This window comes from Pseudoxanthomonas sp. z9, assembly GCF_006542425.1.
In the GTDB taxonomy this organism is placed as follows: domain Bacteria; phylum Pseudomonadota; class Gammaproteobacteria; order Xanthomonadales; family Xanthomonadaceae; genus Pseudoxanthomonas_A.
Map to the genome: position 1 here is coordinate 278,994 of NZ_VFID01000002.1, position 26,095 is coordinate 305,088.

Annotated in this window: 22 protein-coding genes and 2 pseudogenes; 10 read left to right on the plus strand and 14 right to left on the minus strand. The window is 68.5% G+C overall.

Features of this window, described 5'->3' with window-relative positions:
* Window positions 1-2: 2 nt before the first annotated feature.
* Window positions 3-380, minus strand: a complete 378-nt coding sequence (locus FG323_RS02205; RefSeq protein WP_141452795.1) for a hypothetical protein — start codon at window positions 378-380, stop codon at window positions 3-5.
* Window positions 381-637: 257 nt separating this feature from the next.
* Here FG323_RS02205 and FG323_RS02210 point away from each other — a divergent pair, with 257 nt between their 5' ends.
* Window positions 638-1,681, plus strand: a complete 1,044-nt coding sequence (locus tag FG323_RS02210) for an SDR family oxidoreductase (RefSeq protein WP_141452796.1) — start codon at window positions 638-640, stop codon at window positions 1,679-1,681.
* A 28-nt stretch (window positions 1,682-1,709) separates the two neighbouring features.
* On the opposite strand, the gene FG323_RS02215 is transcribed toward FG323_RS02210, so the two are convergent.
* Genes FG323_RS02215 through FG323_RS02225 form a run of 3 tightly spaced genes read right to left on the minus strand, consistent with a single transcriptional unit; the run spans window position 1,710 to window position 3,801 of the window.
* Window positions 1,710-1,946 carry a hypothetical protein gene (locus FG323_RS02215; RefSeq protein ID WP_141452797.1) on the minus strand — a complete coding sequence of 79 codons (237 nt, stop codon included), beginning with the start codon at window positions 1,944-1,946 and terminating at the stop codon, window positions 1,710-1,712.
* A gap of 58 nt (window positions 1,947-2,004) precedes the next feature.
* Complete coding sequence (locus FG323_RS02220) at window positions 2,005-2,556, minus strand: hypothetical protein (protein WP_141452798.1); 552 nt, start codon at window positions 2,554-2,556, stop codon at window positions 2,005-2,007.
* Between the two features lie 60 nt (window positions 2,557-2,616).
* A complete protein-coding gene (locus FG323_RS02225) occupies window positions 2,617-3,801 on the minus strand; it encodes a BON domain-containing protein (RefSeq protein WP_181444056.1) in 1,185 nt (394 codons plus the stop codon).
* Between the two features lie 233 nt (window positions 3,802-4,034).
* On the opposite strand from FG323_RS02225, the gene FG323_RS02230 reads away from it, so the two are divergent.
* Both FG323_RS02230 and FG323_RS02235 read left to right on the plus strand, forming a co-directional pair.
* Window positions 4,035-4,322: a hypothetical protein gene (locus FG323_RS02230; RefSeq protein WP_141452800.1), complete on the plus strand. Its 288-nt coding sequence runs from the start codon at window positions 4,035-4,037 to the stop codon at window positions 4,320-4,322.
* Between the two features lie 253 nt (window positions 4,323-4,575).
* Window positions 4,576-4,890, plus strand: a pseudogene (locus tag FG323_RS02235) (KGG domain-containing protein); the annotation flags it as partial.
* A gap of 21 nt (window positions 4,891-4,911) precedes the next feature.
* On the opposite strand, the gene FG323_RS02240 reads toward FG323_RS02235, so the two are convergent.
* The 3 genes from FG323_RS02240 to FG323_RS19605 form a co-directional block, all read right to left on the minus strand.
* Window positions 4,912-5,130, minus strand: coding sequence for a hypothetical protein (locus tag FG323_RS02240; protein WP_141452802.1), 219 nt, complete (start codon window positions 5,128-5,130; stop codon window positions 4,912-4,914).
* Window positions 5,123-6,445 (minus strand): sigma-54 dependent transcriptional regulator, encoded by a 1,323-nt coding sequence (locus FG323_RS02245; protein ID WP_141452803.1) that lies wholly within the window; start codon window positions 6,443-6,445, stop codon window positions 5,123-5,125. The genes FG323_RS02240 and FG323_RS02245 overlap by 8 nt, the downstream gene beginning before the upstream one ends.
* Before the next feature lie 167 nt (window positions 6,446-6,612).
* Window positions 6,613-7,068, minus strand: a complete 456-nt coding sequence (locus FG323_RS19605; RefSeq protein ID WP_181444057.1) for an RES family NAD+ phosphorylase — start codon at window positions 7,066-7,068, stop codon at window positions 6,613-6,615.
* A gap of 125 nt (window positions 7,069-7,193) precedes the next feature.
* Between FG323_RS19605 and FG323_RS02255 the strand changes: the two genes are divergently transcribed.
* Window positions 7,194-9,257 (plus strand): mechanosensitive ion channel domain-containing protein, encoded by a 2,064-nt coding sequence (locus FG323_RS02255; RefSeq protein ID WP_181444058.1) that lies wholly within the window; start codon window positions 7,194-7,196, stop codon window positions 9,255-9,257.
* Window positions 9,258-9,266: 9 nt separating this feature from the next.
* Here the strand turns inward: FG323_RS02255 and FG323_RS02260 are convergent, their stop codons facing one another.
* From FG323_RS02260 to otsB, 4 genes and pseudogenes are all read right to left on the minus strand, one after another.
* The gene (locus FG323_RS02260) at window positions 9,267-11,396 is read right to left on the minus strand and encodes an amylo-alpha-1,6-glucosidase (RefSeq protein WP_141452805.1); all 2,130 of its coding nucleotides are present in this window, start codon (window positions 11,394-11,396) and stop codon (window positions 9,267-9,269) included.
* Between the two features lie 3 nt (window positions 11,397-11,399).
* Entirely contained in the window at window positions 11,400-12,455 is a 1,056-nt protein-coding gene (locus FG323_RS02265; protein ID WP_141452806.1) for a glycosyltransferase family 4 protein, read from the minus strand.
* Window positions 12,456-12,544: 89 nt separating this feature from the next.
* A pseudogene (locus FG323_RS02270) lies at window positions 12,545-13,900 on the minus strand (trehalose-6-phosphate synthase); the annotation flags it as partial.
* Window positions 13,897-14,661: a trehalose-phosphatase gene (gene otsB / locus FG323_RS02275; RefSeq protein ID WP_141452808.1), complete on the minus strand. Its 765-nt coding sequence runs from the start codon at window positions 14,659-14,661 to the stop codon at window positions 13,897-13,899. The gene otsB and the pseudogene FG323_RS02270, both read right to left, overlap by 4 nt.
* Window positions 14,662-14,789: 128 nt before the next feature.
* On the opposite strand from otsB, the gene FG323_RS02280 reads away from it, so the two are divergent.
* Complete coding sequence (locus tag FG323_RS02280; protein ID WP_141452809.1) at window positions 14,790-15,290, plus strand: MgtC/SapB family protein; 501 nt, start codon at window positions 14,790-14,792, stop codon at window positions 15,288-15,290.
* Window positions 15,291-15,359: 69 nt separating this feature from the next.
* On the plus strand, window positions 15,360-18,314 hold the full coding sequence (locus FG323_RS02285; protein WP_141452810.1) for an EAL domain-containing protein: 2,955 nt from the start codon (window positions 15,360-15,362) through the stop codon (window positions 18,312-18,314).
* Between the two features lie 51 nt (window positions 18,315-18,365).
* Here the strand turns inward: FG323_RS02285 and FG323_RS02290 are convergent, their stop codons facing one another.
* Both FG323_RS02290 and FG323_RS02295 read right to left on the minus strand, forming a co-directional pair.
* Window positions 18,366-18,695, minus strand: a complete 330-nt coding sequence (locus tag FG323_RS02290; RefSeq protein ID WP_141452811.1) for a hypothetical protein — start codon at window positions 18,693-18,695, stop codon at window positions 18,366-18,368.
* A gap of 341 nt (window positions 18,696-19,036) precedes the next feature.
* Window positions 19,037-19,333, minus strand: a complete 297-nt coding sequence (locus FG323_RS02295) for a hypothetical protein (protein WP_141452812.1) — start codon at window positions 19,331-19,333, stop codon at window positions 19,037-19,039.
* 214 nt (window positions 19,334-19,547) lie between these two features.
* Between FG323_RS02295 and FG323_RS02300 the strand changes: the two genes are divergently transcribed.
* Entirely contained in the window at window positions 19,548-20,159 is a 612-nt protein-coding gene (locus tag FG323_RS02300; RefSeq protein ID WP_141452813.1) for a DUF892 family protein, read from the plus strand.
* A 74-nt stretch (window positions 20,160-20,233) separates the two neighbouring features.
* Here the strand turns inward: FG323_RS02300 and FG323_RS02305 are convergent, their stop codons facing one another.
* Window positions 20,234-20,527 (minus strand): hypothetical protein, encoded by a 294-nt coding sequence (locus tag FG323_RS02305; RefSeq protein WP_141452814.1) that lies wholly within the window; start codon window positions 20,525-20,527, stop codon window positions 20,234-20,236.
* 263 nt (window positions 20,528-20,790) lie between these two features.
* On the opposite strand from FG323_RS02305, the gene FG323_RS02310 reads away from it, so the two are divergent.
* The 3 genes from FG323_RS02310 (at window position 20,791) to FG323_RS02320 (ending at window position 26,066) form a co-directional block, all read left to right on the plus strand.
* Complete coding sequence (locus tag FG323_RS02310) at window positions 20,791-21,267, plus strand: low molecular weight protein-tyrosine-phosphatase (protein ID WP_141452815.1); 477 nt, start codon at window positions 20,791-20,793, stop codon at window positions 21,265-21,267.
* A gap of 170 nt (window positions 21,268-21,437) precedes the next feature.
* Window positions 21,438-23,756 carry a UDP-N-acetylglucosamine 2-epimerase gene (locus FG323_RS02315; RefSeq protein ID WP_141452816.1) on the plus strand — a complete coding sequence of 773 codons (2,319 nt, stop codon included), beginning with the start codon at window positions 21,438-21,440 and terminating at the stop codon, window positions 23,754-23,756.
* A gap of 42 nt (window positions 23,757-23,798) precedes the next feature.
* Window positions 23,799-26,066, plus strand: coding sequence for a polysaccharide biosynthesis tyrosine autokinase (locus FG323_RS02320; RefSeq protein WP_141452817.1), 2,268 nt, complete (start codon window positions 23,799-23,801; stop codon window positions 26,064-26,066).
* Window positions 26,067-26,095 lie beyond the last annotated feature (29 nt).

The following is a 26,095-nucleotide window of genomic DNA, read 5'->3' on the forward strand; positions in this document are numbered from 1 at the left end:
AATCAGGCATCGGCCAGCTCCTGGATCGAAGGGCTGCGCGGCGCGACGGTCGCGCTCGCCGGGATCGGCAGCGGCATTGGCGCGACCGCGACGGCGTGCCGGCGTTCGCCGGCCGCGAGCACGCGCAGGCGGGCGATGCGGCTGCGGGCCCAACGCGCGGCCCAGCGCATGCCCGCCGCCACCGAACGCACGGCGACATTGGCCTGCGGATTGAGCGGATCGTGCAGTCGCACGCTCACCAGCCAGCCGTCGCGGCAGGGATGGATTTCCAGCACCCTGCAACCCTCGATCATGAGCCTTGCCCCGGCCCATGTATCGTCGGCGGTCGCTTCCACCCAGGTGAAGTCGGCGGGAAGCTTCATCGGCACGGCTTTGGTCATGGGATGCATCCTGATCTGTGGGGGATGCGGTTACTTAGCAGATTGCATGCCACTCGAAAATGACTGGAAACGGCAACGCGAACGCGCGTGCGCGTGCGCATGGAAGCACTCGTTTCCGGGCGCGCGAAAAAATTTCACCTGAAGTGCAGAGCGCGTGAAGAGCACGCGTTTTCATTGCGCTCACGGCGACGGTTCTAGCGTGCTTGTTCAGTTGCAAGGCCAAAACCGTTCCTGTTTTTGCATAACCGGGAGTGAACATGAAACGCGATGAAAAGAAGGCGGCGAAGCAGGCTACGCCGCGCAGTCCCGCCAAGAAGCCATCGTCAGCGGCCGGCGCGGGCGCCGCGGCGAAGACCGCGCAAAGGCAGCGGCGCCTGCAGGAAGAAGCCATGGCCAGGAACGCACGGGCACCGTCGGCGAAGAAGCAGCCGGTGCAGGCCGGCAGTCGCCGGCAACCCGAACCGCCGTTGAGCCGGCAGCATCTGCGCAAGCCGGGCAACGAAGCCGATCTCGAGCTGGAGCCGCGCTTCCTGGCTCCCGACTATCGCGGCAGCGGCAAGCTCCAGGGCCTGCGGGCAATCGTCACCGGGGGGGACTCCGGCATCGGGCGCGCGGTGGCGGTGCTGTTCGCGCGCGAAGGGGCCGACGTGGCGATCGTGTACCTGGACGAGCACGAGGATGCACGCGAGACCGCGCGCCATGTGGAAGCCGAAGGACGCCGCTGCCTGCTGGTCAGCGGGGACGTACGCGATGGCCGGTTCTGCGAGCGCGCGGTGGCGGACGTGGTGGCGGCCTTCGGCGGCCTTGACGTGCTGGTCAACAACGCCGCGTTCCAGCAACACGCCAAGCGGCTGGAGGACATCAGCGACGCCCAGTTGGCCGAGACCCTGCAGACCAACATCGGTGGCTACTTCAACATGACCCGCGCCGCGCTGCCGCACCTGGGGGAGGGGGCGAGCATCATCAACAGCGGATCGGAAACCGGACTTTTCGGCAGCAAGGAACTGCTCGACTATGCGGCGACCAAGGGCGCCATCCACGCATTCACCAAATCGCTGGCGAGCAACCTGCTGCCACGCGGCATCCGGGTCAACGCGGTGGCGCCGGGGCCGGTATGGACGCCACTGAATCCGGCGGATCGCGAGGCGGAGAAAGTCGCCACCTTCGGCAAGGACAGCGACATGGGCCGTCCCGCGCAGCCGGAAGAGCTTTCGCCGGCCTACGTGTTCCTGGCTTCACCGGTCACCGCCTCCTACATCAACGGCGCGGTGCTGCCGGTGATGGGCGGACCTTACGGCTAGTCGGCCCGGGGGCGCGGCTGGCCGCCGTTCAGTCGGTACGGTCGCGCAGCCCGGTTTCGCCGGACTGCTTGGCGCAATGCGCACAGCAGTAGATGGTGCCGTCACTTTCCATCCCATGGCCGATGACCGCGCAGCCGCAATGCGCGCAGCGCGGCGCGAAGGCATGGATCGCGCACTCGAAGGCGTCGAAAGTGCCGGTGCGTCCCTGCTGGGTCAGGGTGAAGCTCTTGTCGTAGTCGTTGCCGCATACATCGCATCGGGCCATGGGAAGGCTCCTGTCGGTCGTGGAGTGATGGAGACGCGCCTCTGGCGGACGGACGCCACTAGTAGACCCCTTCGGGGCTGGGCTGGGGGCGACCGGGAACATCCGGCGCGACGCGTTCCAGGATTGGCGCGAGGACCTGTTCGGATTCCTCCAGCCACGCCAGCATGCGCAGCGCCCAGTCGCGCAGGTCATCACGGGTGCACCGCTGCGAGGCCAGGTCGAACAGCGGCCAGGCCTCATCCAGCATGGACTGCATCGCGAGCGCGGCATGATGCTCGTACTCGGCGGGCTTGAATCCGGGCAGGCGGATCGACGCATCCTCGCCCGCGGCCGATGTGTCGAGGCCCGCCCATACCCCGTCCTCGGCCTGGTGCTGGGCCAGGATCATGCGGGCGAGGGTGCGCAACGATTCATCCCCGGCATGTTCCAGGATGCCGTTGGCCAGGCGGCGTTCGCGCAATCCCAGCGCGAGCGCCGATTCGATGAATGCGTCCTCGTCGAAATCCGAGCTGGAACTGTCCTCGCGCGGTCGTGCGGCCAGATGGCGGAGCAGCACGATCGCGCCGGTTGCCAGTGCCAGCCACGCGATCAGGGATGTCCGGTGCTTCATGCGGATTGCCTCCTCACGGCCGCCAGCGGGGTGGCCGTGATCGTGGTTGGCGTGGAGCGCTCAGTGGGTGCTGCCCCCGGCGGGCGTGGTGCTGCCCGTGGTGGAGGGGGTGGCGGGACGGTTCGTGGCGCCGCGATTGCGGCCGCCGGCTTCGGATGCGCTCGAGGTTTCAAGCCCGGTGTCGCCGGTCCGCCCCATGCCCGGCGTCACCCGGATCTCGTTGTGGACCTCGCGCACGCCGCCGCATGCATCGGCGATGTCCTCGGCGCGGTGCTTCATCCAGCGTTGTTCCACCATGCCGCTCAGGGTGGCGACGCCGCCACTTACGCTGATCTGCAGATCGTCCGCGTCCAGGTAGGGGTCGTCGGTGAAGCGTTCATTGAGATCCTCGGTGATGCGTTCGTCGGAACGGGTGTAGCCGCGCGGCCCGCGTCCGCGGAAATTCCGTTGGCCGGATTCCTGGCCATACCCGGAGGCCCCGGCGCGGGTGTCGTCGCGCCAGTCGGACGGGCTGCGACCCATCCCGCCGGAGGACTGGCCGTAACCGTAGCCGGAACTGCTGCCGTAGCCGACGCCGGGTTCGCGTGGATAGCGCCCGCTGCGCCCATAGCCGCTTCCGGCGAACACGTCGCCCTGCGCGTAGCGCTGGCTGAAATCCTCGGGCCCGTAGATCCGGCCCGGATCACGCTCGCGTCCCCAGCCCTGGCTGTATTCGCCCGGCGGGTCGTAATAGCCGCTTTCGCGGTCGTCCGCGCGCCCGGCCGGACGATAACCACCGGCGAAGTCGCTGTCGTCGAAGCCCCGTCCGTATTCACGCTGGCCGGCATCGCCGCGGCCGCTGAATCCGGAACGCCCGCGACCGCCGCCGTATTGCCCGCGCACATCCTCGTCGGACTCGCGGCCGCGTCCCCAGCGCTCGTACTCGTCTTCGCCGAAGCGGCCTTCTTCCCGGGCCTGTGCGCGCGTTCGCGATGACTGGATACCGGCGGTGCCATAGCCTTCGCCATAGCCACGCGAGGAACGCTCGTCGTCGGGATGCCTGTTCTCCGGACGCATGCCTTCGTGTTGCCTGCCGTATTGCCGGTTGTACTGGTTCATGTCCTGTCTCCGGTTCTGCCACCATTCGCGGCTGGCGTCTGCCAGCTGCGTTGCCAGTTGCCGCAGTTCGCCTATCGCGGCCTTCAGTTCGACGCCCACGTGCCTGCCGTCGTCGTGTCTGCTCTCGTCGTGTCTGTTCTCGTCCATTGCCTGCTCCTGGAAGAAAGGAGTGGAAGGGAGCGCGGTGCGCCACTCCGTCCGTGGACGGCACGCAAACGGCATGCCATCGCCGCAGTCCGGCAGGCGCGGGCGCCGCCAGCGCCGGGCGGCCTCGGCAGGCAGCTTTTGCGCCGAAAGGAAGTTTGTGCGCGGAGCGGATCGGCACGCGGTTTGCGTGGGTAGCGGTAGGCGAATGAAGCGCAACGCGCGCGGAGGTGAACATGAAACGCTGGATGATCGCCGGCCTGGTGTGGGCCATGGCCATGACCGTGATGCCGGCCTGCGACCGCCGGGACGATCCTTCGGTTCCCCCGGCCAGCACGGGCAGCAGCACGCCGCCCGGTGAAAGGGTCGATGCCGGCGCCGACGACAAGGCCGCGGTGAAGGACGAGCCGGTCCACCTGACCCAGCCGCCGCCCACCGCGACCGAGTGCGACGGCAAGGTCGGCGACGAACTCGCGGCGTGCCTGCAGGACCGTGCCACGCGCTCGCCAGCGCCCGCGCCCTGACGCAGAAATTTCACGGGATGCAGCATGTGCCGCCCGCGCGGTCGCTTGGACGCGCCTGCGCGAGCTCCACCGTTGGCATGGACATTGCGGAGTACGCCACGGCGAGCGGCTACACCGACCGCCGCACTTCCTCCCAACAGAAGGCGTTCCCATGTCCCGTACCCCACTGTCATTGAATCCTTCCTCGACGAACACCCATGGCACCGCCACTTCCGCCCCGCGTGGACAAGAGCAGGGCAGGCGCCGGGAGCCGCGCGGATTTGCCGCGATGGATCCGGAACGGCAACGCGAAATCGCACGCAAGGGCGGACGCGCCGCGCACCGTAGCGGCAACGCGCACCAGTTCGACTCCGAGGAAGCCCGCGAAGCGGGACGCAAGGGTGGCGAGGCGGTCAGCCAGGACCGTACGCACATGGCCCGGATCGGCGCGCGCGGCGGCGAAGCGCGCGGGGCCAATCGCCGGCAGCAGACGCGCGAGCGTGGCATCGAGGGCGACGAGGGAAGCGCGGAACCGGATGCTGGCGGCAGCATGCCATCCGGAAGCATGCCATCCACGCGCCATCACTGACGCGGATGGCGTACCGCGGAATCACCCGCGCGGGGCGGCGCCGGCCTCGCCCTGCAACGGGGAGCCGCCGATGACCATGCGGTCCAGCAACGCGCCGCACTGGACAACGGCCATGTCGATCCGGTCCAGGCCCGAGCGGACGTCGTCGATCTGGCCCTGCGCGAGCGCTTCCCGCGCGATGGAATTGGCATACAGGATCAGGTTCAACTCGTTGCGCAGATCGTGCTGCCAGTCAGACATCGTCGCGCTTCCTGGCCAGGTGGTTGTGCACGGTGCGCACGCTGATGCCGAGGGCCCGGGCGGTCGCGGTCTTGTCGCCGGCGTGGAAGGCCAGGGTCTTTCGCAACATTTCCGCCTCCACCTGGGCGAAGGTCATGCCCACCTGGAAACGCACGCTCGCCGGGTCGTCATCACCCGGCAATCCACGCCGGTCCAACTGCAGCGGAACCGCCCTCACGCTGTCGTCCTGGCTGCGCAGGTAGGCCAGTTCGACCGCGCTGGACAGTTCGCGCACGTTGCCCGGCCAGGCGTGCGCCATCAGGCCCGGCAGGCAGCGTTCCTCCAGCCGCCGGGCGTATCCGGTGCGCCGGTTGAGCAGATCGACGAAGGCATTGGCGAGCAGCGGGATATCCTGCTTGCGCGCGCGCAGCGGCGGCACCTCGATGGGGTAGCGGACCAGGCGGAAGTAAAGATCCTGGCGCAGATCGCCGCACCCCTCCGCGGACAGGCGATGGGTGGCGGCGATGACGCGCACGTCAATCGGCACCTCGCCCTGGCCGCCGATCCGCTGCACCACGCCGGTTTCCAATGCGCGCAGCAGGTAGACCTGCAGCGCTGGCGGCATGTCGCCGATCTCGTCGAGGAACAGCGTGCCTCCCTGCGCCTGCTCGAAGAAACCCAGATGGCGCGCGGCGGCGCCGGTGAAACTGCCGCGCTCGTGGCCGAACAACTCGCTGGCGAGCAGTTCGCCCGGAAGCGCGCCGCAGTTGACCGCGACGAAACGGCCACTGCGACCGCTCTGCGCATGGATCGCGCGCGCCGCCAGTTCCTTGCCGCTGCCGGTCTCGCCGAACAGCAGCACGCTTACCTCGTGGGGCGCCGCGCGGGCGATTTCCTGGCGCAATGCCTGCATCGGCGGACTTTCGCCGAGCAATCCGTCGCCGTCCTCGCGCAGCGCGGCCTCGCGCGCATGATGGGACTGGCGTACATCGTCGAGCAGGCCCATGAGGCGGGTGGGAGGCAACGGCTTGGGCAGGTAGGCCGACGCGGCCGAAGCCACCGCCCGACGCGCGTGCTCGATGTCGCTGCTGCCGCTGACGAACACGATCTGACCCTGGTGCTGCACCGGAATGCGTTCGAGCACGTCGAAGCCGGTGCCATCCGGCAGGTGCATGTCCAGCAGGGTCAGCTCGGGGTCGTGGCGTGCCAGCCACGGCGCGGCATCGGCGACGCGATGGAAGGCATGTGCCGTGAAGCCGCGGCGCCGGGCCATGTCCAGGGTCATCGACGCGAACTCGGTGTCGTCGTCGACGATGGCAAAGCATGGATTCGGCATGTTCACTCTCGTGGATCACCAGCATGCGAGCATCGCCCAATGGCTGTTAGGGCAACGCGAAGCGGACACGGCCACATCATGATGCGGCGTGCATGCGGTGTTGATGTTCATGAAGGTGATCGCGCGACACCCGCGCGCACGTTGTCCCCGGCACGCGCGGCGCCGGTTCAGCCCAGCCGCTGATCCATCCGGAAACGGTGCGCGGCCAGGTAGCTGACCTGCGGGAACAGCGGGTGGCGCGGATTGAGCAGAAGATTGTGTTCGCACGGGCACAGCGCGCTGGGAACCCGCGCCGCCAGGGTATTGCCGGTGGCGAGCCAGGCATCGCCCAGCGCCTGCACTTCGGTCCGGTAGGGACGCTCCCGCCAGAGCAGATCCTCGGCGACCTCGATGACATGCAGCGAGCCGGACGGAATGCGCGCCTCGATCAGTTTCAGCTGATTGACCGGCGTGCTTTCCAGATGCGCACGATGTTCGAGCATCGCCGCGGCGGCGCTGCAGGCGGCGTAGATCACCGGCAGCTGCCCGCTGGTCCAGCGGCCGGGACGATCGGAGACGGGGAATACGTGGGTGACGGCGGTGTCCTCGACCATCACGAAAGCGGGCATGGTTTCGTTCGACATGGCGCTGCCCCTCGGCGGGATGACCCATGATGGGTTCGAAGACGCGAAGACCATGTGCAACCCAGCCTTCACATGGCGGGTCCGCATGCTCGGGTAGGGTCGGAATCCTCCATTTTCGCTTCGACATGCGCGCGATTTCCGTCTCTTTCTTCCGCCGGCGACACCGCCGCACCGCGCGCGGGCCGGCGCGGGTGCTGGCGGCGCTGATTGCCGCGGCTGCCATGATCGGCATGGCAGGAGCGTTCGCTTCGGCTCCCGCTTCCGCACCGCGCTCCGCGTCCTCCACCGGCACGCCATCGGAACCGGCGCAGACCAGCGCGCGTGAAATGCTGGAGGAAGTGGGCGAACGCGACAATGCGCCGCCCTACAGCCGGCGCCTGTGGCAGGGCGCCGCGCTGGAATGGGCGCGCGCCGTGCCCGCGATCGAACGCGACCTCGCCGGCGCCTGGCAGGAACTGCGCAGGCAGGCGACGGACCGCTTCTGGGCGCTCGCGGCGCTGCTGCTGGCATGGGCGGGTGCGCTGCGGGGCATTCCATGGCTGGTATCGAAACTGATCCCGCGGCTGCCCGAAGGACGCATCCGGCGTTCGCTGCCCGCGCTGCTGCGGGTCGCCGGTACGACCGTGTGCAGCGCGACCCTGCTGATCGCGATCGGCCAGGTACTGGGATGGGGCACGCCCACCGGCTCGCCGCTGCCGGCCTTGCTGGCGCCGCTGATCGGGGTGCTGGCCTTCGCGGCATTCATGGCCAGCCTGGGTCGCAACGTGCTTTCCTGCGGCGACGCGGGCCTGCGCCTGCCCGACATTCCCGACGAGGTGGCCGCGAGGATGCGCCATGTGCCGTGGCTGTTGGCCGGTTCGGTCGCCGCCGCGACCTGGCTGGAGATCCTGGTGGTGCGCTGGCTGCCGGCGCAGGGCTACGCGTCGCGACTGGCGATCGCGGGCGTGGTGGTGTTCCTGGCCGCGGTGCTGGCGAGCGTGTGGTCGCGGCTGGGACTGGCCCTGCGCGCGAATCCCGCCGATGCTCCAGCGGGACGCCATCGTGTCCTGCTGCGCGGCGTGGTGGTGGTGGGCTGGGCGCTGATCCTGGGCAGCCTGTTCGCCACGCTGCTGGGTTACTACGGCGCCGGCGGCTTCCTGATCAAACAGACGCTGTGGGGCGGCGTGGTGCTGGTGTTCACCTATCTGCTGGCGGCGGCCAGCGGCGACACCATCGACGCCTATCTGGGCGGCGGTGGCCGCGCCGGGCGGGTGCTGGCATGGCGACTGGGTCTTGAGCCGCGCAAGGTCGATCAGGTCGGCGCGATCGTCTATGGCGTAGTGCGCCTGTTGTTGCTGCTGTGCGCGCTGGTGCTGCTGGCCGCGCCCTACGGGCTGGGTCCCTCCGAACTGTTCGGCCGCCTGCATCCGCGCACGGCGGTGATCGCGATCGGCCAGCTCCGGCTGGGCGCGGGCGATCTGGTGCGGGCGCTGCTGGTGTTCGCGGCGGTGATGCTGGCCACCCGCTTGTTCGGGCGCTGGTTCAATCGTCGCTATCTGCCGACCACGCGGCTGGATCCGGGCATGCGCAGTTCGCTGGTGTCGGTGGCGACCTACGTGGGCGTGGTCATCGCGATATCGATGGCGCTGGCGGCGATGGGCGTGGGCCTGGACAAGATCACCTGGATCGCCAGCGCGCTGACCGTTGGCATCGGCTTTGGCCTGCAGGCGATCGTGCAGAACTTCATATCCGGGCTGATCCTGCTGGCCGAACGCCCGGTGCGGGTCGGCGACTGGGTGGTGGTGGGCGACGCCGAGGGCGACGTGCGCCGGATCAACGTGCGCGCCACCGAGATCACCATGGCCGATCGCACCACCGTGCTGGTGCCCAATTCCGAACTGATCACCAAGGTGGTGCGCAATCGCACGCTGACCCGCTCCGAAGGACTGGTGAAGATCCTGCTGCCGCTGCCGGCGGCGACGACCGACGTGGAGAAGGCGGTGGCGGTGGCGCGGGAGGTGATCTCCGCCAACCCCGACGTGCTGCCGCGGCCGGAACCGGTGGTGCTGGTGGAAGAGGTCAAGGACAACAAGATCTTCTTCAACCTGTCGGTGTATGTCGACGGCCCGCGCCGGGTCGCGACGGTACGCGGCGCGCTGCTGTACGAACTGCTGCGGCGCCTGCCGGAAGCCGGTGTGCCACTGGCCTGAGCGTGCGCCTTACTGGCGGATGCAGACCGCCAGCCCGGGCGCGCCTTCGCCTTCGGCGAATACGCTGATGCGCTCGCCGACCTTGCGGAAGGCCAGATCGAAGCGGCGCGCGCCCAGCCGCAAATCGCTGATGGTGACGTCCTCGATGCCCGGCGGCAGTTCGGGCTGGTTGATTTCCACCATCTCGCCGCGACCGTCGATGTCGATGCCCAGGCAGGCCTGCAACAGCATCAGCGCCGATCCGGCCGCCCACGCCTGAGGCAGGCAGGCCACCGGGTAGGCGACCGGCGGCGCGCCCTGGGTACGCGAGAACCCGCAGAACAGTTCCGGCAGGCGCATGTCGAAGTGAACGGCCGCCTCGAACGCGCCACGCAGCAACCGCGGCGCGCCACCACGAAAGCCGGTGCGCGCGATGCCGCTGGCGCACAGCGCGTTGTCGTGTGGCCAGACCGAACCGTTGTGGTAGGAAATCGGGTTGTAGCGCGCCTCGCCACGGGCGACCGTGCGCACGCCCCAGCCGGTGAAGAACGGCGAGGAAAGCAACTGCGCGGCGACGCCGGCGGCGCGCTCGGGCGCGGCCAGGCCGGTATACAGCAGGTGGCCCGGATTGCTGGTGCGCACCCGGCACAACTGGCCTTCGCCATCGATCGCCAGCCCGTAGAACTTCAGTTCCTCGTCCCAGAAGTGCGTTTCCACGGCCTGGCGGAGGCGGTCGGCGCGCGCCTCCCAGGCGGTGGCGCGCTGGGTCGCGCTTGCCTCGTCCGCGCAAAGCGGCGCCAGCGCCGCGATGCCGCGCAGTGCCGCGTATACATACCCCTGCACCTCGACCAGCGCGATCGGTCCGGGCGCGAGCCGGCCGTCGGCATGGAACACCGAATCGCCGCTGTCCTTCCAGCCCTGGTTGCTCAGGCCGCTCTGCTCGCCGCGCGCATAGTCGAGGAAGCCCAGCGGATTGGCGTCGCATACGCGCTCCACCCAGCCGATGGCCGCTTCCAGCGATGGCCACAGCCCGCGGATGAATGCATCGTCGCCGGTGCGGCGCCAGTAGGCGTGCGCGAGCATCACGAACAGCGGGGTGGTGTCGACGCCGCCGTAGTACAGGCCGAACGGCAGCTCGCGCAGGCTGGACATCTCGCCCTTGCGGGTCTCGTGCATGATCTTGCCCGGCGAGGCGTCCAGGAACGGCGCGTCCTCCTTGGCCTGGTGTTCGGCCAGGAAGCGCAGCACGCCGCGCGCCAGCCCCGGATCCAGCCACAGGGTCTGCAGGGCGGTGATCACCGCGTCGCGGCCAAACGGGGTCGAGAACCAGGGGATGCCGGCGTAAGGGTAGGGGCCGGTCTCCAGATCGCTGGTCAGCAGCGCCAGATCCGAACGCGACTGGCGCATCCACTGATCGAACAGCGGACCGCTGCTGACGATGCGCGCGCCGCGCCGCTGGCGCGAACGCATGCGGCGGCGTGCCAGCGCGGCCTGGTAGCGGTAGCGTTCGCGCGAGGGCGGTTCGCCGGGGTCGGCGCCGGCCTCGATGTAGAACTCGCGGACCTCGTCCGGTTCCAGCACCAACGGAAACTCCAGTTCGCCGGCACCGGCGAACACCGGCGCCATCGAAAAACGTATGTAGGAGGCGCGTTCGACGTTGTCCAGGCCGACGTAGCGGAAGCCGTAGCCGATTTCGCCCGGCTCCGGTTCCATCAGTCGCCCGCGCGCGGAGCGGCGGCTGCCGCGCACCTCGAACATGTCCCAGAAGTCCGCCGCCAGGGTGAAGCGCAGCGGCAGGGTGACCCGCTGCTCGCCGTAGTTGACGCAACTGATGCGCTCGTACATCCGTTCCTGGCACAGGAAGCGGTTGCGGCTGATGTGGATCAGCCCCTGCGGCGTGCCGGCTTCATCCAGCGGCGAAAGCGCACGATTGGTGAGGTGGGCGACGAACAGCACGTTGTCCTGGGTCACCGCCGCGCTGAGCAGGGTCGTCGCCTCGTCACCCAGCCGCAGCCTGTAGCCCGACAGCACGCGGGTATCGCTGATGAAGAAGCCCTCGGCGGGCCCCGCGATGTCGCCGTAGCTGTTGGCGACCAGGAAACTGTCGCCGTCCTTCAACACATAGCGGGTGTACAGGGCGGCGTCGGCGGCTGATTCCATCGTTCAACCCTTGGCCATGCGCAGGTCCGGACGCGTCAGCAGGGTCTGGTAGAGACCGACATACTCGCGCGCCATCGCGGTGACGGAGAAGCGTTGTTCGAATACTTCGCGGATGCGGGCGCGGTCGATCCGGTCCACCCGTTCGACCGCCGCGCTGGCCGCGGCGATCGAGTCGACGATATGACCGGTGACTCCTTCGTCCACCACTTCCGGCACCGAACCGCAGCGCCAGCCAATGACCGGAGTGCCGCAGGCCATCGCCTCGATCATCACCAGCCCGAACGGTTCCGGCCAATCGATAGGGAACAACAGCGCACGCGCGTTGCCGAGGAAGGCAGGCTTTTCCGCGTCGTTGATCTCGCCGATGAACTCCACGCCGTCCTGCTCCAGCAACGGCCGGATGACTTCCCGGAAATAGACGCGGTCATGGGTGTCGACCTTGGCCGCGATGCGCAGCGGCAGGCCGACCCGGCGCGCGATCTTGATGGCGCGGTCGAGTCGTTTTTCACGCGACACCCTGCCCAGGAACGCCAGGTAGTCGCCGGCCGGATTCTCCGCCGGCTGATAGAGATCCTCCGGCAGGCCGTGGTAGACCGTGCCCAGCCAGTTGGCCCAGGGAATCGGCCGACGCTGGCTTTCGGAAATGGAGACCAGCGGAAACTCCGGCCAGCGCCGGTAGTAGGCGGGCAGATCCTTCTTGTCCTGGCGCCCGTGCAGCGTGCTGATCGTACGGGCGGCGACGGGCTCGAACAGCGGGAACGGCAGCAGGTCGATGTGGAAGTGGATGATGTCGAACTCGTTGGCGCGCCGGGCCACGTCCGACAGCATCGCCAGGTGCGCGGCGACCGGCGACTTCAGCGGCGACTCGTCCAGCCGGATCGCGCATTCGCGACCGGGCACCAGGGTGGCCGAGGTGCGCGAGTCGCCGGAGGCGAACAGGGTCACGTCATGGCCGGCCGCGACCAGCGCCTCGGTGAGATAGGAAACCACCCGTTCGGTGCCGCCGTACAGTCGTGGCGGCACCGCTTCCAGCAGCGGGGAGATCTGGGCAATCTTCATGGCGCGGTCACTCCGGCCAATGCACCGGCCCGCATGCCGGGCAGTGCCTTCACCGGGTCGCGGGCATCGCCGCCATTGCGCAGCCTGTCGAGGAAACCACGCGCCCAATGGCCGACGTCGTTGCCACGCAGCTTCGCCATCAACGCGTGCCAGCGATCCTGGCGTTCGCGCAGCGGCATGCGCGCGGCCGCGTCGATGGCGTCGGCCACCGCATCGGCGTCGTGCGGGTTGACCAGCAATGCCTCGGTCAGCTCCTCGGCGGCGCCGGCGAAGCGCGACAGCACCAGGACGCCCGGATCCAGCGGCGACTGCGCGGCGAGGTATTCCTTGGCGACCAGGTTCATGCCGTCGCGCAGCGGCGTGATCAGGCCGATCGCGGCGGTGCGATGGAAGCCGGCCAGCATGCTCTGCGGAAAACTGTCGTTGACATAGCGGATGGGCGTCCACTCGGGCTTGGCGTGGCGACCGTTGATGTGGCCGGCCAGGCCTTCCAGTTCGCGGCGCACCTCCTGGTACTCGGGCACCTGGATGCGGCTGGGCGGGGCGATCTGCAGATAGGTAAGCTGGCCTGCGGAGGGCGCGCCGCTTTCCAGATGGCGCTCGAACGCGCGGAAACGCTCCGGCAGGCCCTTGGAGTAATCGAGCCGATCCACGCCGATCGCCAGCCGCCGGCCCGACAGGCTGGCGCGCAGATCGCGTTCGGCGGTCCTGGCCTCGTCGCTCTGCGCGCACGCCACGATCGCCTCGACGTCGATGCCGATGGGAAACGCACCGCTGCGGCCCTGCGCGCGGATCTCGTGCTGGCGCAGCGCATGCAGGTAATTGTCCAGATCCGTGCGGGTCTGGAAGCCGGCTAGGTCGTAGCAGGCCAGCGCACCGAGCAGGCGGCGGTGGACGGGCAGGGCCGACAACACGTCCGGCGGCGGCATCGGGATATGCAGGAAGAAACCGATCCGGTTGTCGATGCCCAGTTCGCGCAGGCACTGGCCGAGCGGAATCAGGTGGTAGTCGTGCACCCACACGGTGTCATCCGGACGCAGCTGGCCGGCGAGGGCTTCGGCGAACCTGCGGTTGACCCGCCACCAGGCTTCGTGGTGCTCGCGGTGGTAGTCGACCAGATCGATGCGGTAGTGGAACAGCGGCCACAGCACGCGGTTGGCGAAACCATGGTAGTAGGCGTCGAACTCGTCCGCGGGCAGATCCAGCAATGCATACTCCAGCCGACCGGCGCGGGTGCGCGCCAGCGGCAGGCGCGCGTCGCTGGCCATGCGGCCGCTCCAGCCCAGCCACAGGCCGGGACCGTCCTCCATGGCCGCGGCAAGCGCCACTGCCAGGCCTCCGGTCTGGGTTTCGCCGGGCAGGGCGACCCGGTTGGAGACCAGCACCGTGCGTCCCGCATCAGCCTCGCCGCGGGCCACGGGCCGGCGCCGTGAATCGATGTTCATGCCAATACCTCGTCGTGTAGTGAATCCAGCAGCCAGCGGCGCACCGCGCCGGGACCAGCCAGCCGATGGCGTGCCGCGCTCGCGCGCGCCGCGCCAATGAGCACGCTGACGCCGCCCAGCGCATTGACCTGGGCGAAACCCGGTTCGTCGGCGGGGTCGTCGCCGATGAAGGCCGGACGCCGGCCCTGGAACGGTGGTGCCTGCATGAAGGCCGCGATCGCCGCGCCCTTGTCCATGCCAAGCGGACGGATCTCGATGCCGTGCGCACCGGGGTGCAGGCGATGGCGGGGCAAACGCGTGCGCGCGGACTCTGCGAAAGCGCCCAGTTCCGGCGCGGCCTCCGGCGCGGCGCGCCAGTGCAGGAACAGGCAGCCGCCGCGACATTCAATCAACGCGCCGGGAAAACGCACCGCGATCGCCTCGGCTTCCGCCGCCAGCGCGAGGAAACCGGCATCCATCACCGGCGCGGGCTCCCACCCGGCGTGCCAGCGCCGTTCCAGCCCATGCAGTCCGGCCACCGCGGCGATATGCACGGGGTCGAACAGGGCGTCCAGCGCTTCCACCGATCGTCCGCTCACCAGCGCCAGCGCGCCGCCGCATTTGCGGGACAGCGCGGGCAGGGCCTGTTTGATCGCGGGATCAATCCGCACCGCATCCGGCGTGGGCGCATGTTCGGCGAGCGAACCGTCGACATCCAGGAACAGCGCCCAGTCTTCCTCGATCAGCGGTGGTTCCGCTGCCAGGGTACTTTCGCTTTCCATGGTTTCATCCTAGGTAGCGCGGCGTGAGCGCGGCGTGGATGGGTCTTCATCGCGCGCCAACATTTCGCGCACGGAACCTTGACTCCCACCGCGCGAGGCTGCGATCTCCCGGGTTGCGAGACGACCGCATGCCTTCCGGATTCGCGGATCAATGGAACGTGCTGCTGGAAGTGGTGTACGCGATGGCGCTGGCGGGCAGCATCGGCGTGGAGCGCGAAATCAAGAACCGGCCGGCGGGTTTCCGCACCCACATGCTGGTCGGCGGCGCGGCCGCCTTCCTGGTCGGCATTGGCGGCCTGGTGATGGCCGAGAGCATGCGTGAGCCAAGCCCCATCCTCACGGTGGATCCGTTCCGGCTGGTGGAAGCGGTGATCGCCGGCGTGTCCTTCATCGGCGCGGGCACCATCTTCGCCCAGCGCGGCGCCGGCACGGTGACGGGCATCACCACCGCGGCTTCGCTGCTGATGGTGGCGGTGATCGGCGTGGCGGTTGGATTCGACTACGACCTGCTGGCTTTCCTGATCACGGCGGCCACGCTGTCCGTGCTGGTCCTGCTGGCCTGGATAGAGCGCCTGATTGCCCGTCGCCGACCGCCGGGCGGTCCCCCGCGGCCACCGGCTTCCGCTTGAGCGCCCACAGGGGTATGGTGGCGCCCGGGGGACATCGACCATTCCGCTACCTGGCTGCTCAGCGTCGCCATGACGGATACGCACAAGGAATTGCCCATAGTTCGCTCCACCCGGACGGTCGCCTGGTCGGGCATCGCGCTGGCGCTCGTGCTCGCGTATCTGTTGGGCTATTTCGTCTACCGCGACCATCAACTGAGGCTGGACGCGGCGCGGCGCCAGAGCATGGCGCTGGCCGAGGGCACGGCCAGATTGCTGCGGCTGGAACTGCGGAACCTGGAACGGGCCATGGCCGGTATCGCCGGCGACGCCCAGCAGACCTTCCGCACCGTTCCCGAATCGGCGCCCGCGCTGCTCGGCGAAGCGGTGGCCGGCGTCGTTGGCCGGCATCAGGAACTGCACAGCATCGTCATCGTGGATGCGGCCGGACGCGCGATCACGCCCGGCCATGGCCTGCGGATTCCGGCGTCGCCGCGCGGATTGCCGCCGCATGCCCTGCGCTTCGGAGCACTCCAGCAACTGGACGGCGAATGGTTGCTGCCGCTGCTGAGGTCGATGGACGATGACCGCTGGATCGTGGCGCGCCTGCGGGTGGCGGAAATCCAGCGCCTGGTCACCGGCCTGGACACCGGGCGGGAAGGCGTGGTGACGGTGATGGATCACGATGGCACGGTGCTGGCGCGCAGCCGTGACGCGGCGCAATACGTCGGACGCCGCTACCCCGAGATCCTGCCATCCGGACCGCCGTACGCGGGCAGCGCGATGATCCGCCGCAGCGGCGTGGACGGCGTGGTGCGGATCACCTCGCGGCTGCACCTGGACGACTACGGCGTGTTCGTCAGCGCGGGGCTGGGACGCGCGGAGATCCTGCATCCCTGGTATCTCCTGCTGTTCGGATCCCTGGCCGCCTACGTGCTGTACTGGGCCAGCCTGCTGTACCTCATGCGCCACACCCGCCAGGCGGCGCGTGCGCAGAAGCGCCTTGTGCGGGAAGTGCGCCGGGCCGGCGAGGGCCTGCGGCTGGCGCAGCGCATCGGCAAGACCGGCAGTTGGGTCGTGCGCCAGTCGCCGCCCCGGGTGGAGTGGTCCGAACAGGTATCGGAGATCTTCGGACTGGGGCCCGATCACAACAGTGCCGATCGGGACGAGTTCTACGCGCTCGTGCACCCGGATGACCGCGATGCGCTGCGCGCGCGTTTCGCGCAGGCGTGGCAGAGCCGCGAACCGTTCACCGCCGAGTACCGGATCGTGCGCCCGGACGGGCAGGTGCGCTGGCTGCTGACCCGGGGCGGCGCGGTCGAACGGCAGGAAGGCGGCGGCGCGATGACCGGCACCCTGGTGGACATCACCAATGAACGCAGTGCACAGGCGCGCCTGCTGGAGACCGAACGCCAGTACCGCCTGCTGTTCGAGCGCAATCCGATGCCGTTCTGGGTCTTCGATCTGGAAACCTTGCGCTTCCTGGAGGTCAACGCGGCGGCCGAGCGCCATTACGGCTACACCCGCGAGGAATTCCTCTCGATGTCCATCATGGACATCCGCCCGCCGCGCAGTTCCGTGGACATGCTGCAGTCGCTGACCGAGCCGGCGCCCTCGCCCGAGGGAGAGGTCTGGAAGCACCTGAAGCGCGACGGCAGCGTGATCGACGTGCATGTGCGCACCGACACCATCAGCTACGACGGACGCCCCGCGCGGCTGGTGCTGGCCGAGGACATCAGTGAAACGCTCGCCTACGAGCGCGAGCTGAACTACCGCGCCAGCCATGACACCGCCACCGGGCTGCTGAACCTTCCCGGCCTGAAGGCCGCGCTCGCGGCCGAGGGCAAGGGCAGCTATGCGCTGGCCTACGTGCAACTGCGCGGGCTCGAGCTGGTGATCGACAGCCTCGGCCAGGCGGTCGCGACGCGCCTGCTGGACACCCTGACCAACCGCCTGGAGACGCTGGCCGATCCGTGGGGCGAGACCGCGTTCGTGCCCTCAGAGGCGTTCGTGGTGGCGCTGCGACCAGGCGTGGATGTCGACGAAGCGGTCGGCGCACTGCACCGCGCGATGACCCTGCCGGTGGAGCAGGGCGGCTCGCGCCGCAGCCTGGAGGCGTGGGTGGGCGTGGCCCGGTTCGACGGCGAATCGTTCGAGAACGCGGTCAGCCACGCCGCACTGGCCGCGCACGTGGCGCGGTCGCAGGACGTGCCCATCCGCATCTTCGACGCGCCGATGGCCCAGGCCGCCAGCGAACGGCTGCGCATGATCGGGCGCATCCACGTGGCACTGGAACAGCGCGATTTCATGCTCCATTTCCAGCCCATCTACCGGCTCCAGGATCGCCGGCCGGTCTGCCTGGAAGCATTGCTGCGCTGGCCGCAGGCCGACGGCGGGTTCGTGCCGCCATCGCAGTTCGTGCCGCTGTCCGAGGATGCCGGGCTGATCACGACGCTGGGCGACTGGGTGATCGAGGAGGCGGCGCTATGCCACCGCAAGCTGGTCGCGGCGGGTTGGTCGGACTTGCCGATCGCGGTGAACGTGTCGCCGGCGCAGTTGCGCCGACCCGATTTCGCCGAACGCCTGATCCGCCTGCACGAGCGCCAGGGGCTGCCGCGCGGCGCGCTGCACATCGAGGTCACCGAAAGCATGCTGCTGGACAGCCCGGAAGGCACCATGCGGACCCTGCGCACGTTGCAGAAACACGGCATCTGCACCTCGCTGGACGATTTCGGCACCGGGTTCTCCAGCATGTCCTACCTCCACCAATTGCCACTGGACGCGCTGAAGATCGACCAGACCTTCGTCCGCAACGTCGCCGATGACGACCGCAGCGCGGCAATCTGCCACGCCATGATCACGCTGGGGCACAGCCTGGGCCTGACCCTGGTCGCCGAAGGCGTGGAAACCCGTGCGCAACTGGACTGGCTGCACCGCCATCATTGCGACCAGGTGCAGGGATACCTGCTGGCCCGGCCGATGGATCTGGCCAGCACCCTGGAGCACATCGGCCCGGCGCCGCCGCCGGAACTTCCGGCAAGGGCGTGAGCGATCCGGTCGCGCGGCGGCCTGTCGTGGGCGAACGCGGAGCGGGCCCGATCAGTGCAGGGTCCAGATATCCGGGATCAGCGCTTCGGCCGATTCGCGGAAGCCGTCCTCGAACTGGGGCGGCAGGCCAAGCGGAAAATTCTCCGCCGCGACCTGCAGGCAGGCGATCAACCGCGTCTGCACCGGCTCGTCCACGGACTGCATGACCGTGGAGGCCACGTAGCCCATCACCGCGAGCTGGCCCTGCAGCCTGCCGAAATGTTCAAGTACCCTTTCGACCACCTGATCCTGGTGTTGCGTGCGCCTGTCCAGCGCCGGCTCCAGGCGGCGGCACAGCGCTTCCAGTTCGGCGAGGCGAGTTTCGATCGACGTCTTGCCCATGCGCATCTCCTGCTTGGCTTGCAGGACTGCACCTTTCCCGCGATGGCATCAAGAGAACGTGTGCGGGAAGCGGAGAACCGGTTGGCGATCCAGACGAGGTTGACCCGCCATTCCCGGCGACCGTTGTGGCCTCGGGCCGGTTCTCCTGTGGGGCTGCGGGTCAAGGCGACGCTCCGCGAGGAGTGCGTCCACTGAATGTGCAGCCGACCGGGATGTTCTCCGGGGTCCACGCCCGCGAGTTTCCCTCACGCCCTGGAAATCGCGGGTGCAGGGGATATCCATGCTTCGTTAAGAAGCGGACGCCGCATGGCGCGGATTCATCCGGCGCGGACGCGCCATGCCTAGTGGGGCGGGGCGGTACGCAGCAGCGGGGGCTCATGCCCCAACGGATGGGTCGGCAGCCCTCCGCAGGCCACGCAGGCATCGTCGAGGGGAGCGTGCGGCTGGCGCCAACCCAGCACATACCAGCCCTCCTCATCGTCCAATTCGAGTTCCGCATGCCATGCGCGGCCGTCGTAGCGGCCGCTGAACCATCCGGTCACGTCGTCGATCGAGCAGGCATAGATCGCCAGCGGCACGTTGACCGGTGGCGCGCGTTCGGGCAGGTAGCAGCAGGCGGAATCGATTGGCGGACTCATCTGGAATTCCGCGTGCCACGCACGCCGGGAGGGAGGACAGCGCGGTTGTACTCCCGAGTCCGGCAAGAGCGTGTGTGCATCGATCGCGTTAAAGGCGGATGCACGCGGGGGCGACGCATTGTCACGGCGCGTTTGCATGGCGGAGGCTAGAACATTCGGCAAGTTGGCGAATCGCCACGAATCTTTCTCCCACCCGACGGCAAGGAGTATCCCGATGGCACGCTCATCCATGACCGACCAGACCCAAGTGAACGAACTGCTGCTGCAGGCGCTGGAAACCGAGCGCGGCGGCATCCAGGTCTACACGGCCGCCCTGGAGGCGGTGCAGAACGAGGACCTGAAGGAAGAATGGCAGAAGTACCTGGAGGAAACCCGCCAGCACGAGCAGATCCTGCTGGATGTGTTCGAACAGCTTGGCAAGGATCCGGAGGCGGCCAGTCCCGGCCGTGAAGTGGTCGCGCATCAGGGCCGCTCGCTGGTGAAGGCAATCGAGATGGCGATGGCTGAAGCCGGGGGCGCGGCCGCCGAACTGGTCGCCGCCGAATGCGTGGTCCTGGCCGAAACCAAGGACCACCAGAACTGGGAGCTGATCGGCCGGGTCGCGGAAAAGGCGGGCAAGCAGGAAGGCAAGATCCTCAAGGCCGCGCACGACCAGGTGGAGAAACAGGAAGATCACCATCTCTATCACACGCGTGGCTGGGCCCGGGAGTTGTGGATCCAGTCGCTGGGCCTGCCGGCCGTATTGCCGCCGCCGGAAGAGGAACGCAACGTCGAAACCGCCATCGGCGCCGCCCGTGCCGAGCAGGCGCGCGACAAGATGATGTAGGGCGCGCGGGCGTTGCCGGTTTCGCAGACGGGACCTGCCGTGCCGAAGGGCGCGGCGGGTCCTCGCATCGACCGTCAGAACTCGTCGACGAATTCCACCGCCATGCCCAGGCTCTCCGCACTGCGTATGATCAGTTCGCGCACCTCGTCGCCGGCATGCGGTCCCGGCACTTCGATCTCGATGGCATGCACGCCGCCGGCGCCCTGATCGTCAACCAGTCCGGCCGAGCTGGAATCCTCGTCGTCCATGTGCGGCATCAGATCCGCGACTTCCTCGACCCGCTCGACGCCGTCCACGCCATGTATCACGCTCATCACGGTGGCGGCATCGGCTTCGCTTCCCGTCAGTCGGACTCTCAGCAGGGGCATGGGTTGGCTCTCAAGTGAAGGTGAATGTCCGTCGTCCCGGCGAAAGCCGGGATCCATTTGCTTTTCGCTTTGGACGAAATGCTGCACACCGATAGGCAATGGATTCCAGCTTCGTCGGCATGATGTTCCGGAAATCGGCAATCCGTTCATCCACCGCGCCCTGCATAGGACGAAAGCGCTGACGAGCATGTGAAGAGCATGCACATACACGCTCGCGACGGCGGCGCTGGCAGGCTGTACCGCATGAATCCGATGGTGTCGCGATGTACCAGGTACTGATTGTCTGCGTCGGCAACATCTGCCGCAGCCCGATGGCCGAGGCCGTCCTGCATGCGCACGGCCGCGGATCGGGCCTGCGGGTGCGTTCGGCCGGGCTGGCGGCGCGCGTCGGCGACGGCCTGCATCCGATCGCGGCCGAGCTGCTGGCGGAAAATGGTCTGGGATTGGACCGCCATGTCGCCCGCCAGATCGATCTGCGCATGCTGGTGGAGGCGGATCTCATCCTGGCGATGGAGCAGCGGCAACTGCGCGCGCTCGAAGCCATCGCACCGCCGCTGCGCAATCGCATGCACCTGCTGGGCAGGTGGAACGGCCGGCGGGAGATACGCGATCCCTGCGGAAAACCGCGCGATGCCTTCGTCCACGCCTTCGATCTGATCGGGGAATCCGCACGTGCCTGGTGCGAACGCATGCCGATCGGTTCCGATTCACGATTGTTCGCGGTGCCTGCACACAGCTGAGCCGATCCCCTTACGCAGTTCACGCTTTCATGCGCTCATCAAGATGCTGTCCGTAGATTGGAAACGGAACGATCCACTAACGCACACATCACGCGGGACAGTGGTTTTGCCAGGGATGACCGGTTGGACAGGATGGCCATCATGGACTAGTGAGTAGCGAGGATTTCTGGATGGAGCATCCGAGGATCATCGCCGCCAGCGCGATTGCGCTGGCGGTGACATTGTTCGCCATCTTCTCGATGCGCCCGTGGGCGCGCCGGGTCGGTCTGGTGGACAGGCCCGACACCCGCAAGCAGCACAACGGGCGGGTGCCGCTGATCGGCGGCATCTGCTTCTTCATCGGGCTGCTGGTGGGGCTGGCCTACCTGGGCTTCATCGATCGCTTCGTCATGAGCGTGATGATGGGCGCGGCACTGATCGTGGCGATGGGCGTGGCCGACGACGTGGTCCACCTGACCGTGCAATCCCGCCTGCTGATCGAATCGGCGATCGTCGCCCTGGTGATCCTCAGCACCGGCTACTACGTCGATCACATGGGAGGGCTGCTGCCGGGCGACTTCCGGCTGGGCATCTGGGGCATCCCGCTGACCATCTTCGCGGTCATCGGACTGATCAACGCCTTCAACATGCTCGACGGCATCGACGGCCTGGCCGCCTCGATCGCACTGGTGTGCATCGGCTCGGTGCTGCTGTATGACCGCGCGGGCTGGACCGCGGTGGGCGCCATGCTGATGTTGCAGGTGCTGTTCGCGGCGCTGATTCCCTACATCTTCGCCAATCTGGGCTGGCCGGATGGGCGCAAGATCTTCATGGGCGACGCCGGCAGCACCGCGATCGGGTTCCTGCTCGGCTGGAGTCTCATCTACCTGAGCCATTCGCGGGTCGGCCGGCTGGCGCCGGTGGACGTGCTGTGGTGCGTCGCCTTGCCGGTGATGGACACGCTGGCGGTGATGTACCGGCGCATCCGCGCGGGACGCTCGCCGTTCGGTGCCGATCGCCAGCACCTGCACCATCTGCTGATGGACAGCGGTTTCTCGCCGCGCGTGACCCTGGCGCTGATGGTGTCGATCGGCATCGTCCTGGCCTTGCTGGGTTACGTCCTGCGGGCGGTGCCGGACGTCGTCAACCTGCTGTCGTTCATCGCCGCCACGGTGATCTACCTGCTGGGGCTGCCACGCCTGCTCGAAATGCGCACGCGCGGCTTCAGCTGGCCGTCGCGCGGACTGGCGCGGTTCGTACCGACCCCGAACGCCGGTCGCCGTTTCGCGCCGCACGGTGCCGTAAGCAGCGAGGATCACGAACCCTATCCGGTCGTCCGCGGCGCCGACGGCGAGGGCCCGGTGCGCGCCCTGTGCGTGGTCGCGGCCACGCCGGATGCGATGGGCGTGGCGCCGATCGCGCAGCGGCTGGCCGATGACGCCCGTTTCCAGACCAGCGTGTGCCTGTCCGAAGTGCCTGGCACCGACGGCGAGGCGGCGCTGCGCCTGTTCGGCCTGAAGGCCCAGGATCGCCTGTCCGGCGACGACGGCGCCGACGCGCTGGTCACCGGCGCGCGCGAACTGCTCGATCAGGTGCGTCCGGATGTCGTACTGGTGCCCGGCAATGCGCCAGCCACCTTCGCACTGAGCCTGGCCGCGCATGCCGACGACGTCCCGGTGGTCTGCGTGGACGGCGACGCCAGTGCGGCGACTCCTTCGCACTGGCCCAACGAAGCCAGCCGGCGCATCGTCCAGTCACTGGCGGCGCTGCACGTGGCGGCGAGCGAGGATGCGGGCCAGCGCCTGCGCCTGGAGGGCGTGCCGGAGGAGCGGCTGCTGGTGCAGGAGGGCATCGTCGCCGAGACCCTGCGCACGGGACTGGACGTGTTGCGCGCCGAACCCAGGCTGGCCAGCGCGATTGCATGGCGTTTCCCGTTCCTGCGCGACGAGAACCCGTTGCTGATGGTCGCCTGCGCGCCGGACCAGGACGCCGCCGTGCAACTGGCCGAGGCACTGGAAATGATCGCGCGCCGGCGCCCGGACGTGGACATCGTGTGGCCGCAGGAATCCCCCGGCAATGGTGCTGCCGGCGATGTTTCCGCCGCGCTGCATGCCTTCGCCAACGTGCACATCCTGGAATTGACCGACTACCTGGCCTGGCTGCACCTGCTCGAACGCGCCCAGCTGGTGCTGGCCGGGCAGGGCGGCGGCTTCCCCGGCCAGTTGCAGGGCAAGCCCGTGCTGCGCGTCTGCGACACGCCGGATGGCGAGGGCAACGGCATCGCCATCGGCACCACCGCGCTGGCCATCGCCGGCCGCGTGCTGACCCTGCTCAGCGAACCTGCCGTTTACCAGTCGCTGGCTTCGGCGACACCGGGCGATACCCGCGCCGGCCTTCCCGGCGACGAGGTGCCCGACGCGCTGCTGCGCCTTCGTACCGGCGGACATCCGCCCCATCCCCCCGAAGCCGAGGACATCCGCTACGCCTATGGCGTGCGAGAAGCGTCCTGACCGGCTTCCGTGAATCCCATTCGGCAACGAGGTGACTCCCCCATGGCCACTCAACTCATCACGCGGACGTTTCCGCCCGGTCCGGATCTGACCCCCGGCCCCGCGCCCCGCGAGGGCGATGTCGATCTGCCGACCCTGGTGGCGACGCTCAACCAGAACAAGCGCATGATCCTGCTCGGGACGGCCGCGTTCTTCCTCGCCAGCCTGCTGTACGTGCTGGTGGTGACGCCGACCTACGAGGCCAATGCGGTCGTGCAGGTGGAAAACCGGCCGGCGATTCCGCCGGGCGTCAGCACCAACGCCGCCATGCAGGGGCCGCCGCCCATTTCCACCTCGCCGGGCGCGACGGAAGTGCAGTTGCTGACCTCGCGCCGGGTGATCGGCGAGGCGATGACGCGACTGGACCTGGACGTGGACGTGCAACCCGCGCGCCTGCCGTTGCTGGGCGAGTTCATCGCCCGTCGCTACCAGAAGTCCCACCCCGGCGCGCTGTCTTCGCCATGGCTGGGCCTGAGCGGCTACGGCTGGGGTGGCGACGTGCTGGAAGTGGCGCATCTGGAAGTCCCGCGCGAACTGACCGGCGCGCAGTTGCGGCTCACCGCCGGCGAAGGCGGCCAGTACGTGCTGTCCACCCCGGATGGCCGCGTGCTGTTGCGGGGCAAGGCCGGCGTGCCCGCGCGCGCCGGCGGCACCGAATTGCTCGTGCGTCGCCTGGTCGCCAATCCGGGCATGCGTTTCGACGTGACCCGGCGGGACCCGACCACGGTGATGGCGGCGCTCAAGCAGGACATCACCGCGACCGAGCAGGGCCGCAATTCCGGCGTCATCGCCTTGACCTACGCGAACGCCGATCCCGAGCGCGCCCGTCGCGTGCTGGATGAGGTGACCCGCGAGTACGTGCACCAGAACGTGGCCCGCACGTCCGCCGAAGCAGCCAGCCGGCTGAAGTTCGTCACCGAGCAGTTGCCCAACGTGCGCGAGGAACTGGCCAAGGCGCAGGCGGCGCTCAACCAGTTCCAGACCCGTACCCAGACCCTGGACGTGGCGGTGCAGAACCGCGCGTTGCTGGACCGGACCATCGCCCTGGACGCCGGCATCCAGCAGTTGCGCATCCAGATGACCGAGGTCGCCAACCGCTTCACGCCTTCGCATCCGACCTACCAGACCCTGCAGCAGCAGATCAACCAGTTCCAGGGCGAACGCGCCGCCCTGCAGGGCCAGATCCGCGATCTGCCGGATACCCAGCAGGGCCTGTTCCGCCTCAACCGCGACGTCGAGGTGACCAACCAGACCTACGCCAACCTGCTGGACCAGGCGCAGCAGCTGAACATCGCCCGTGCCAGCGCGGTCGGCAACGCCCGGGTGATCGATCCGGCGGCGGTCAATCTCAACAGTCCGGCCTGGCCCAAGCCGTTGCCGGTGCTGGCGGCAGGCACCGCGCTCGGCGCCGTGCTGATGGTCGCTTTCGTGCTGATGCGCCAGTTGTTCCGCCGCGGGGTGGAGGATCCGGTCGACATCGAGCTGCTGGGCCTGCCGGTGTATGCCTCGATTCCCTTCAGCGAGAAGGGTCGCGAGCTCACCCAGCGCACCGGCGGTCGCCGTCGCGAGCGGCGCCAGCGCCTGCTGGCGCTGAGCGCGCCGTCGGACCTGGCGATGGAGGCGCTGCGCACGCTGCGCACCAGCCTGCACTTCGCGCGGATGAAGACCCGCAACAACCTGCTGATGATCTCCGCGCCGAGTCCCGGCGTGGGCAAGACCTTCGTCTGCGCCAACCTGGCGGTGACCATCGCCCAGACCGGCCAGCGGGTCCTGCTGATCGACGCCGACATGCGCCGCGGCACCCTGCACGACGCCGTCGGCGTGCGCTGGGAAGGCGGTCTGTCGGATCTGATCCTCGGCCGGATCGAGCTGGAGGACGCCATCCGCCGGGTCGCCGGGGCCGACAACCTGTCTTTCATCTCGCGTGGCGCGGTGCCGTCCAATCCGTCCGAACTGCTGATGCACGAGAACTTCTCCGCGCTGCTCAAGAACGTGGCGCACGATTACGACATCGTGCTGATCGACACTCCGCCGGTGCTGGCGGTGACCGACGCGGCCGTGATCGGCCAGCATGCGGGCACGTGCCTGCTGGTGGTGCGCTGGGGCCTCAACCAGCAACGCGAGATCGCCCTGGCCAAGCAGCGCCTGGAGCAGAACGGCGTGGAGGTGAAGGGCGCCATCTTCAATGGCGTGGAGAAGCGCGGGGCAGGGCAGTACGCCTATACCTACTACGAGTACCTGCCGGCGCCGCGCACCGCCGGGTCGCGCTGAGCACGCGGGTCGCAACGACAAGGAGGAAC

Bases quoted from the DNA above. Each gene is read 5' to 3' on its own strand.
- FG323_RS02205 (WP_141452795.1), bottom strand. From the start codon at position 380: ATGACCAAAGCCGTGCCGATGAAGCTTCCCGCCGACTTCACCTGGGTG.
- FG323_RS02210 (WP_141452796.1), top strand. From the start codon at position 638: ATGAAACGCGATGAAAAGAAGGCGGCGAAGCAGGCTACGCCGCGCAGT.
- FG323_RS02215 (WP_141452797.1), bottom strand. From the start codon at position 1,946: ATGGCCCGATGCGATGTATGCGGCAACGACTACGACAAGAGCTTCACC.
- FG323_RS02220 (WP_141452798.1), bottom strand. From the start codon at position 2,556: ATGAAGCACCGGACATCCCTGATCGCGTGGCTGGCACTGGCAACCGGC.
- FG323_RS02225 (WP_181444056.1), bottom strand. From the start codon at position 3,801: ATGGACGAGAACAGACACGACGAGAGCAGACACGACGACGGCAGGCAC.
- FG323_RS02230 (WP_141452800.1), top strand. From the start codon at position 4,035: ATGAAACGCTGGATGATCGCCGGCCTGGTGTGGGCCATGGCCATGACC.
- FG323_RS02240 (WP_141452802.1), bottom strand. From the start codon at position 5,130: ATGTCTGACTGGCAGCACGATCTGCGCAACGAGTTGAACCTGATCCTG.
- FG323_RS02245 (WP_141452803.1), bottom strand. From the start codon at position 6,445: ATGCCGAATCCATGCTTTGCCATCGTCGACGACGACACCGAGTTCGCG.
- FG323_RS19605 (WP_181444057.1), bottom strand. From the start codon at position 7,068: ATGTCGAACGAAACCATGCCCGCTTTCGTGATGGTCGAGGACACCGCC.
- FG323_RS02255 (WP_181444058.1), top strand. From the start codon at position 7,194: ATGCGCGCGATTTCCGTCTCTTTCTTCCGCCGGCGACACCGCCGCACC.
- FG323_RS02260 (WP_141452805.1), bottom strand. From the start codon at position 11,396: ATGGAATCAGCCGCCGACGCCGCCCTGTACACCCGCTATGTGTTGAAG.
- FG323_RS02265 (WP_141452806.1), bottom strand. From the start codon at position 12,455: ATGAAGATTGCCCAGATCTCCCCGCTGCTGGAAGCGGTGCCGCCACGA.
- otsB (WP_141452808.1), bottom strand. From the start codon at position 14,661: ATGGAAAGCGAAAGTACCCTGGCAGCGGAACCACCGCTGATCGAGGAA.
- FG323_RS02280 (WP_141452809.1), top strand. From the start codon at position 14,790: ATGCCTTCCGGATTCGCGGATCAATGGAACGTGCTGCTGGAAGTGGTG.
- FG323_RS02285 (WP_141452810.1), top strand. From the start codon at position 15,360: ATGACGGATACGCACAAGGAATTGCCCATAGTTCGCTCCACCCGGACG.
- FG323_RS02290 (WP_141452811.1), bottom strand. From the start codon at position 18,695: ATGGGCAAGACGTCGATCGAAACTCGCCTCGCCGAACTGGAAGCGCTG.
- FG323_RS02295 (WP_141452812.1), bottom strand. From the start codon at position 19,333: ATGAGTCCGCCAATCGATTCCGCCTGCTGCTACCTGCCCGAACGCGCG.
- FG323_RS02300 (WP_141452813.1), top strand. From the start codon at position 19,548: ATGGCACGCTCATCCATGACCGACCAGACCCAAGTGAACGAACTGCTG.
- FG323_RS02305 (WP_141452814.1), bottom strand. From the start codon at position 20,527: ATGCCCCTGCTGAGAGTCCGACTGACGGGAAGCGAAGCCGATGCCGCC.
- FG323_RS02310 (WP_141452815.1), top strand. From the start codon at position 20,791: ATGTACCAGGTACTGATTGTCTGCGTCGGCAACATCTGCCGCAGCCCG.
- FG323_RS02315 (WP_141452816.1), top strand. From the start codon at position 21,438: ATGGAGCATCCGAGGATCATCGCCGCCAGCGCGATTGCGCTGGCGGTG.
- FG323_RS02320 (WP_141452817.1), top strand. From the start codon at position 23,799: ATGGCCACTCAACTCATCACGCGGACGTTTCCGCCCGGTCCGGATCTG.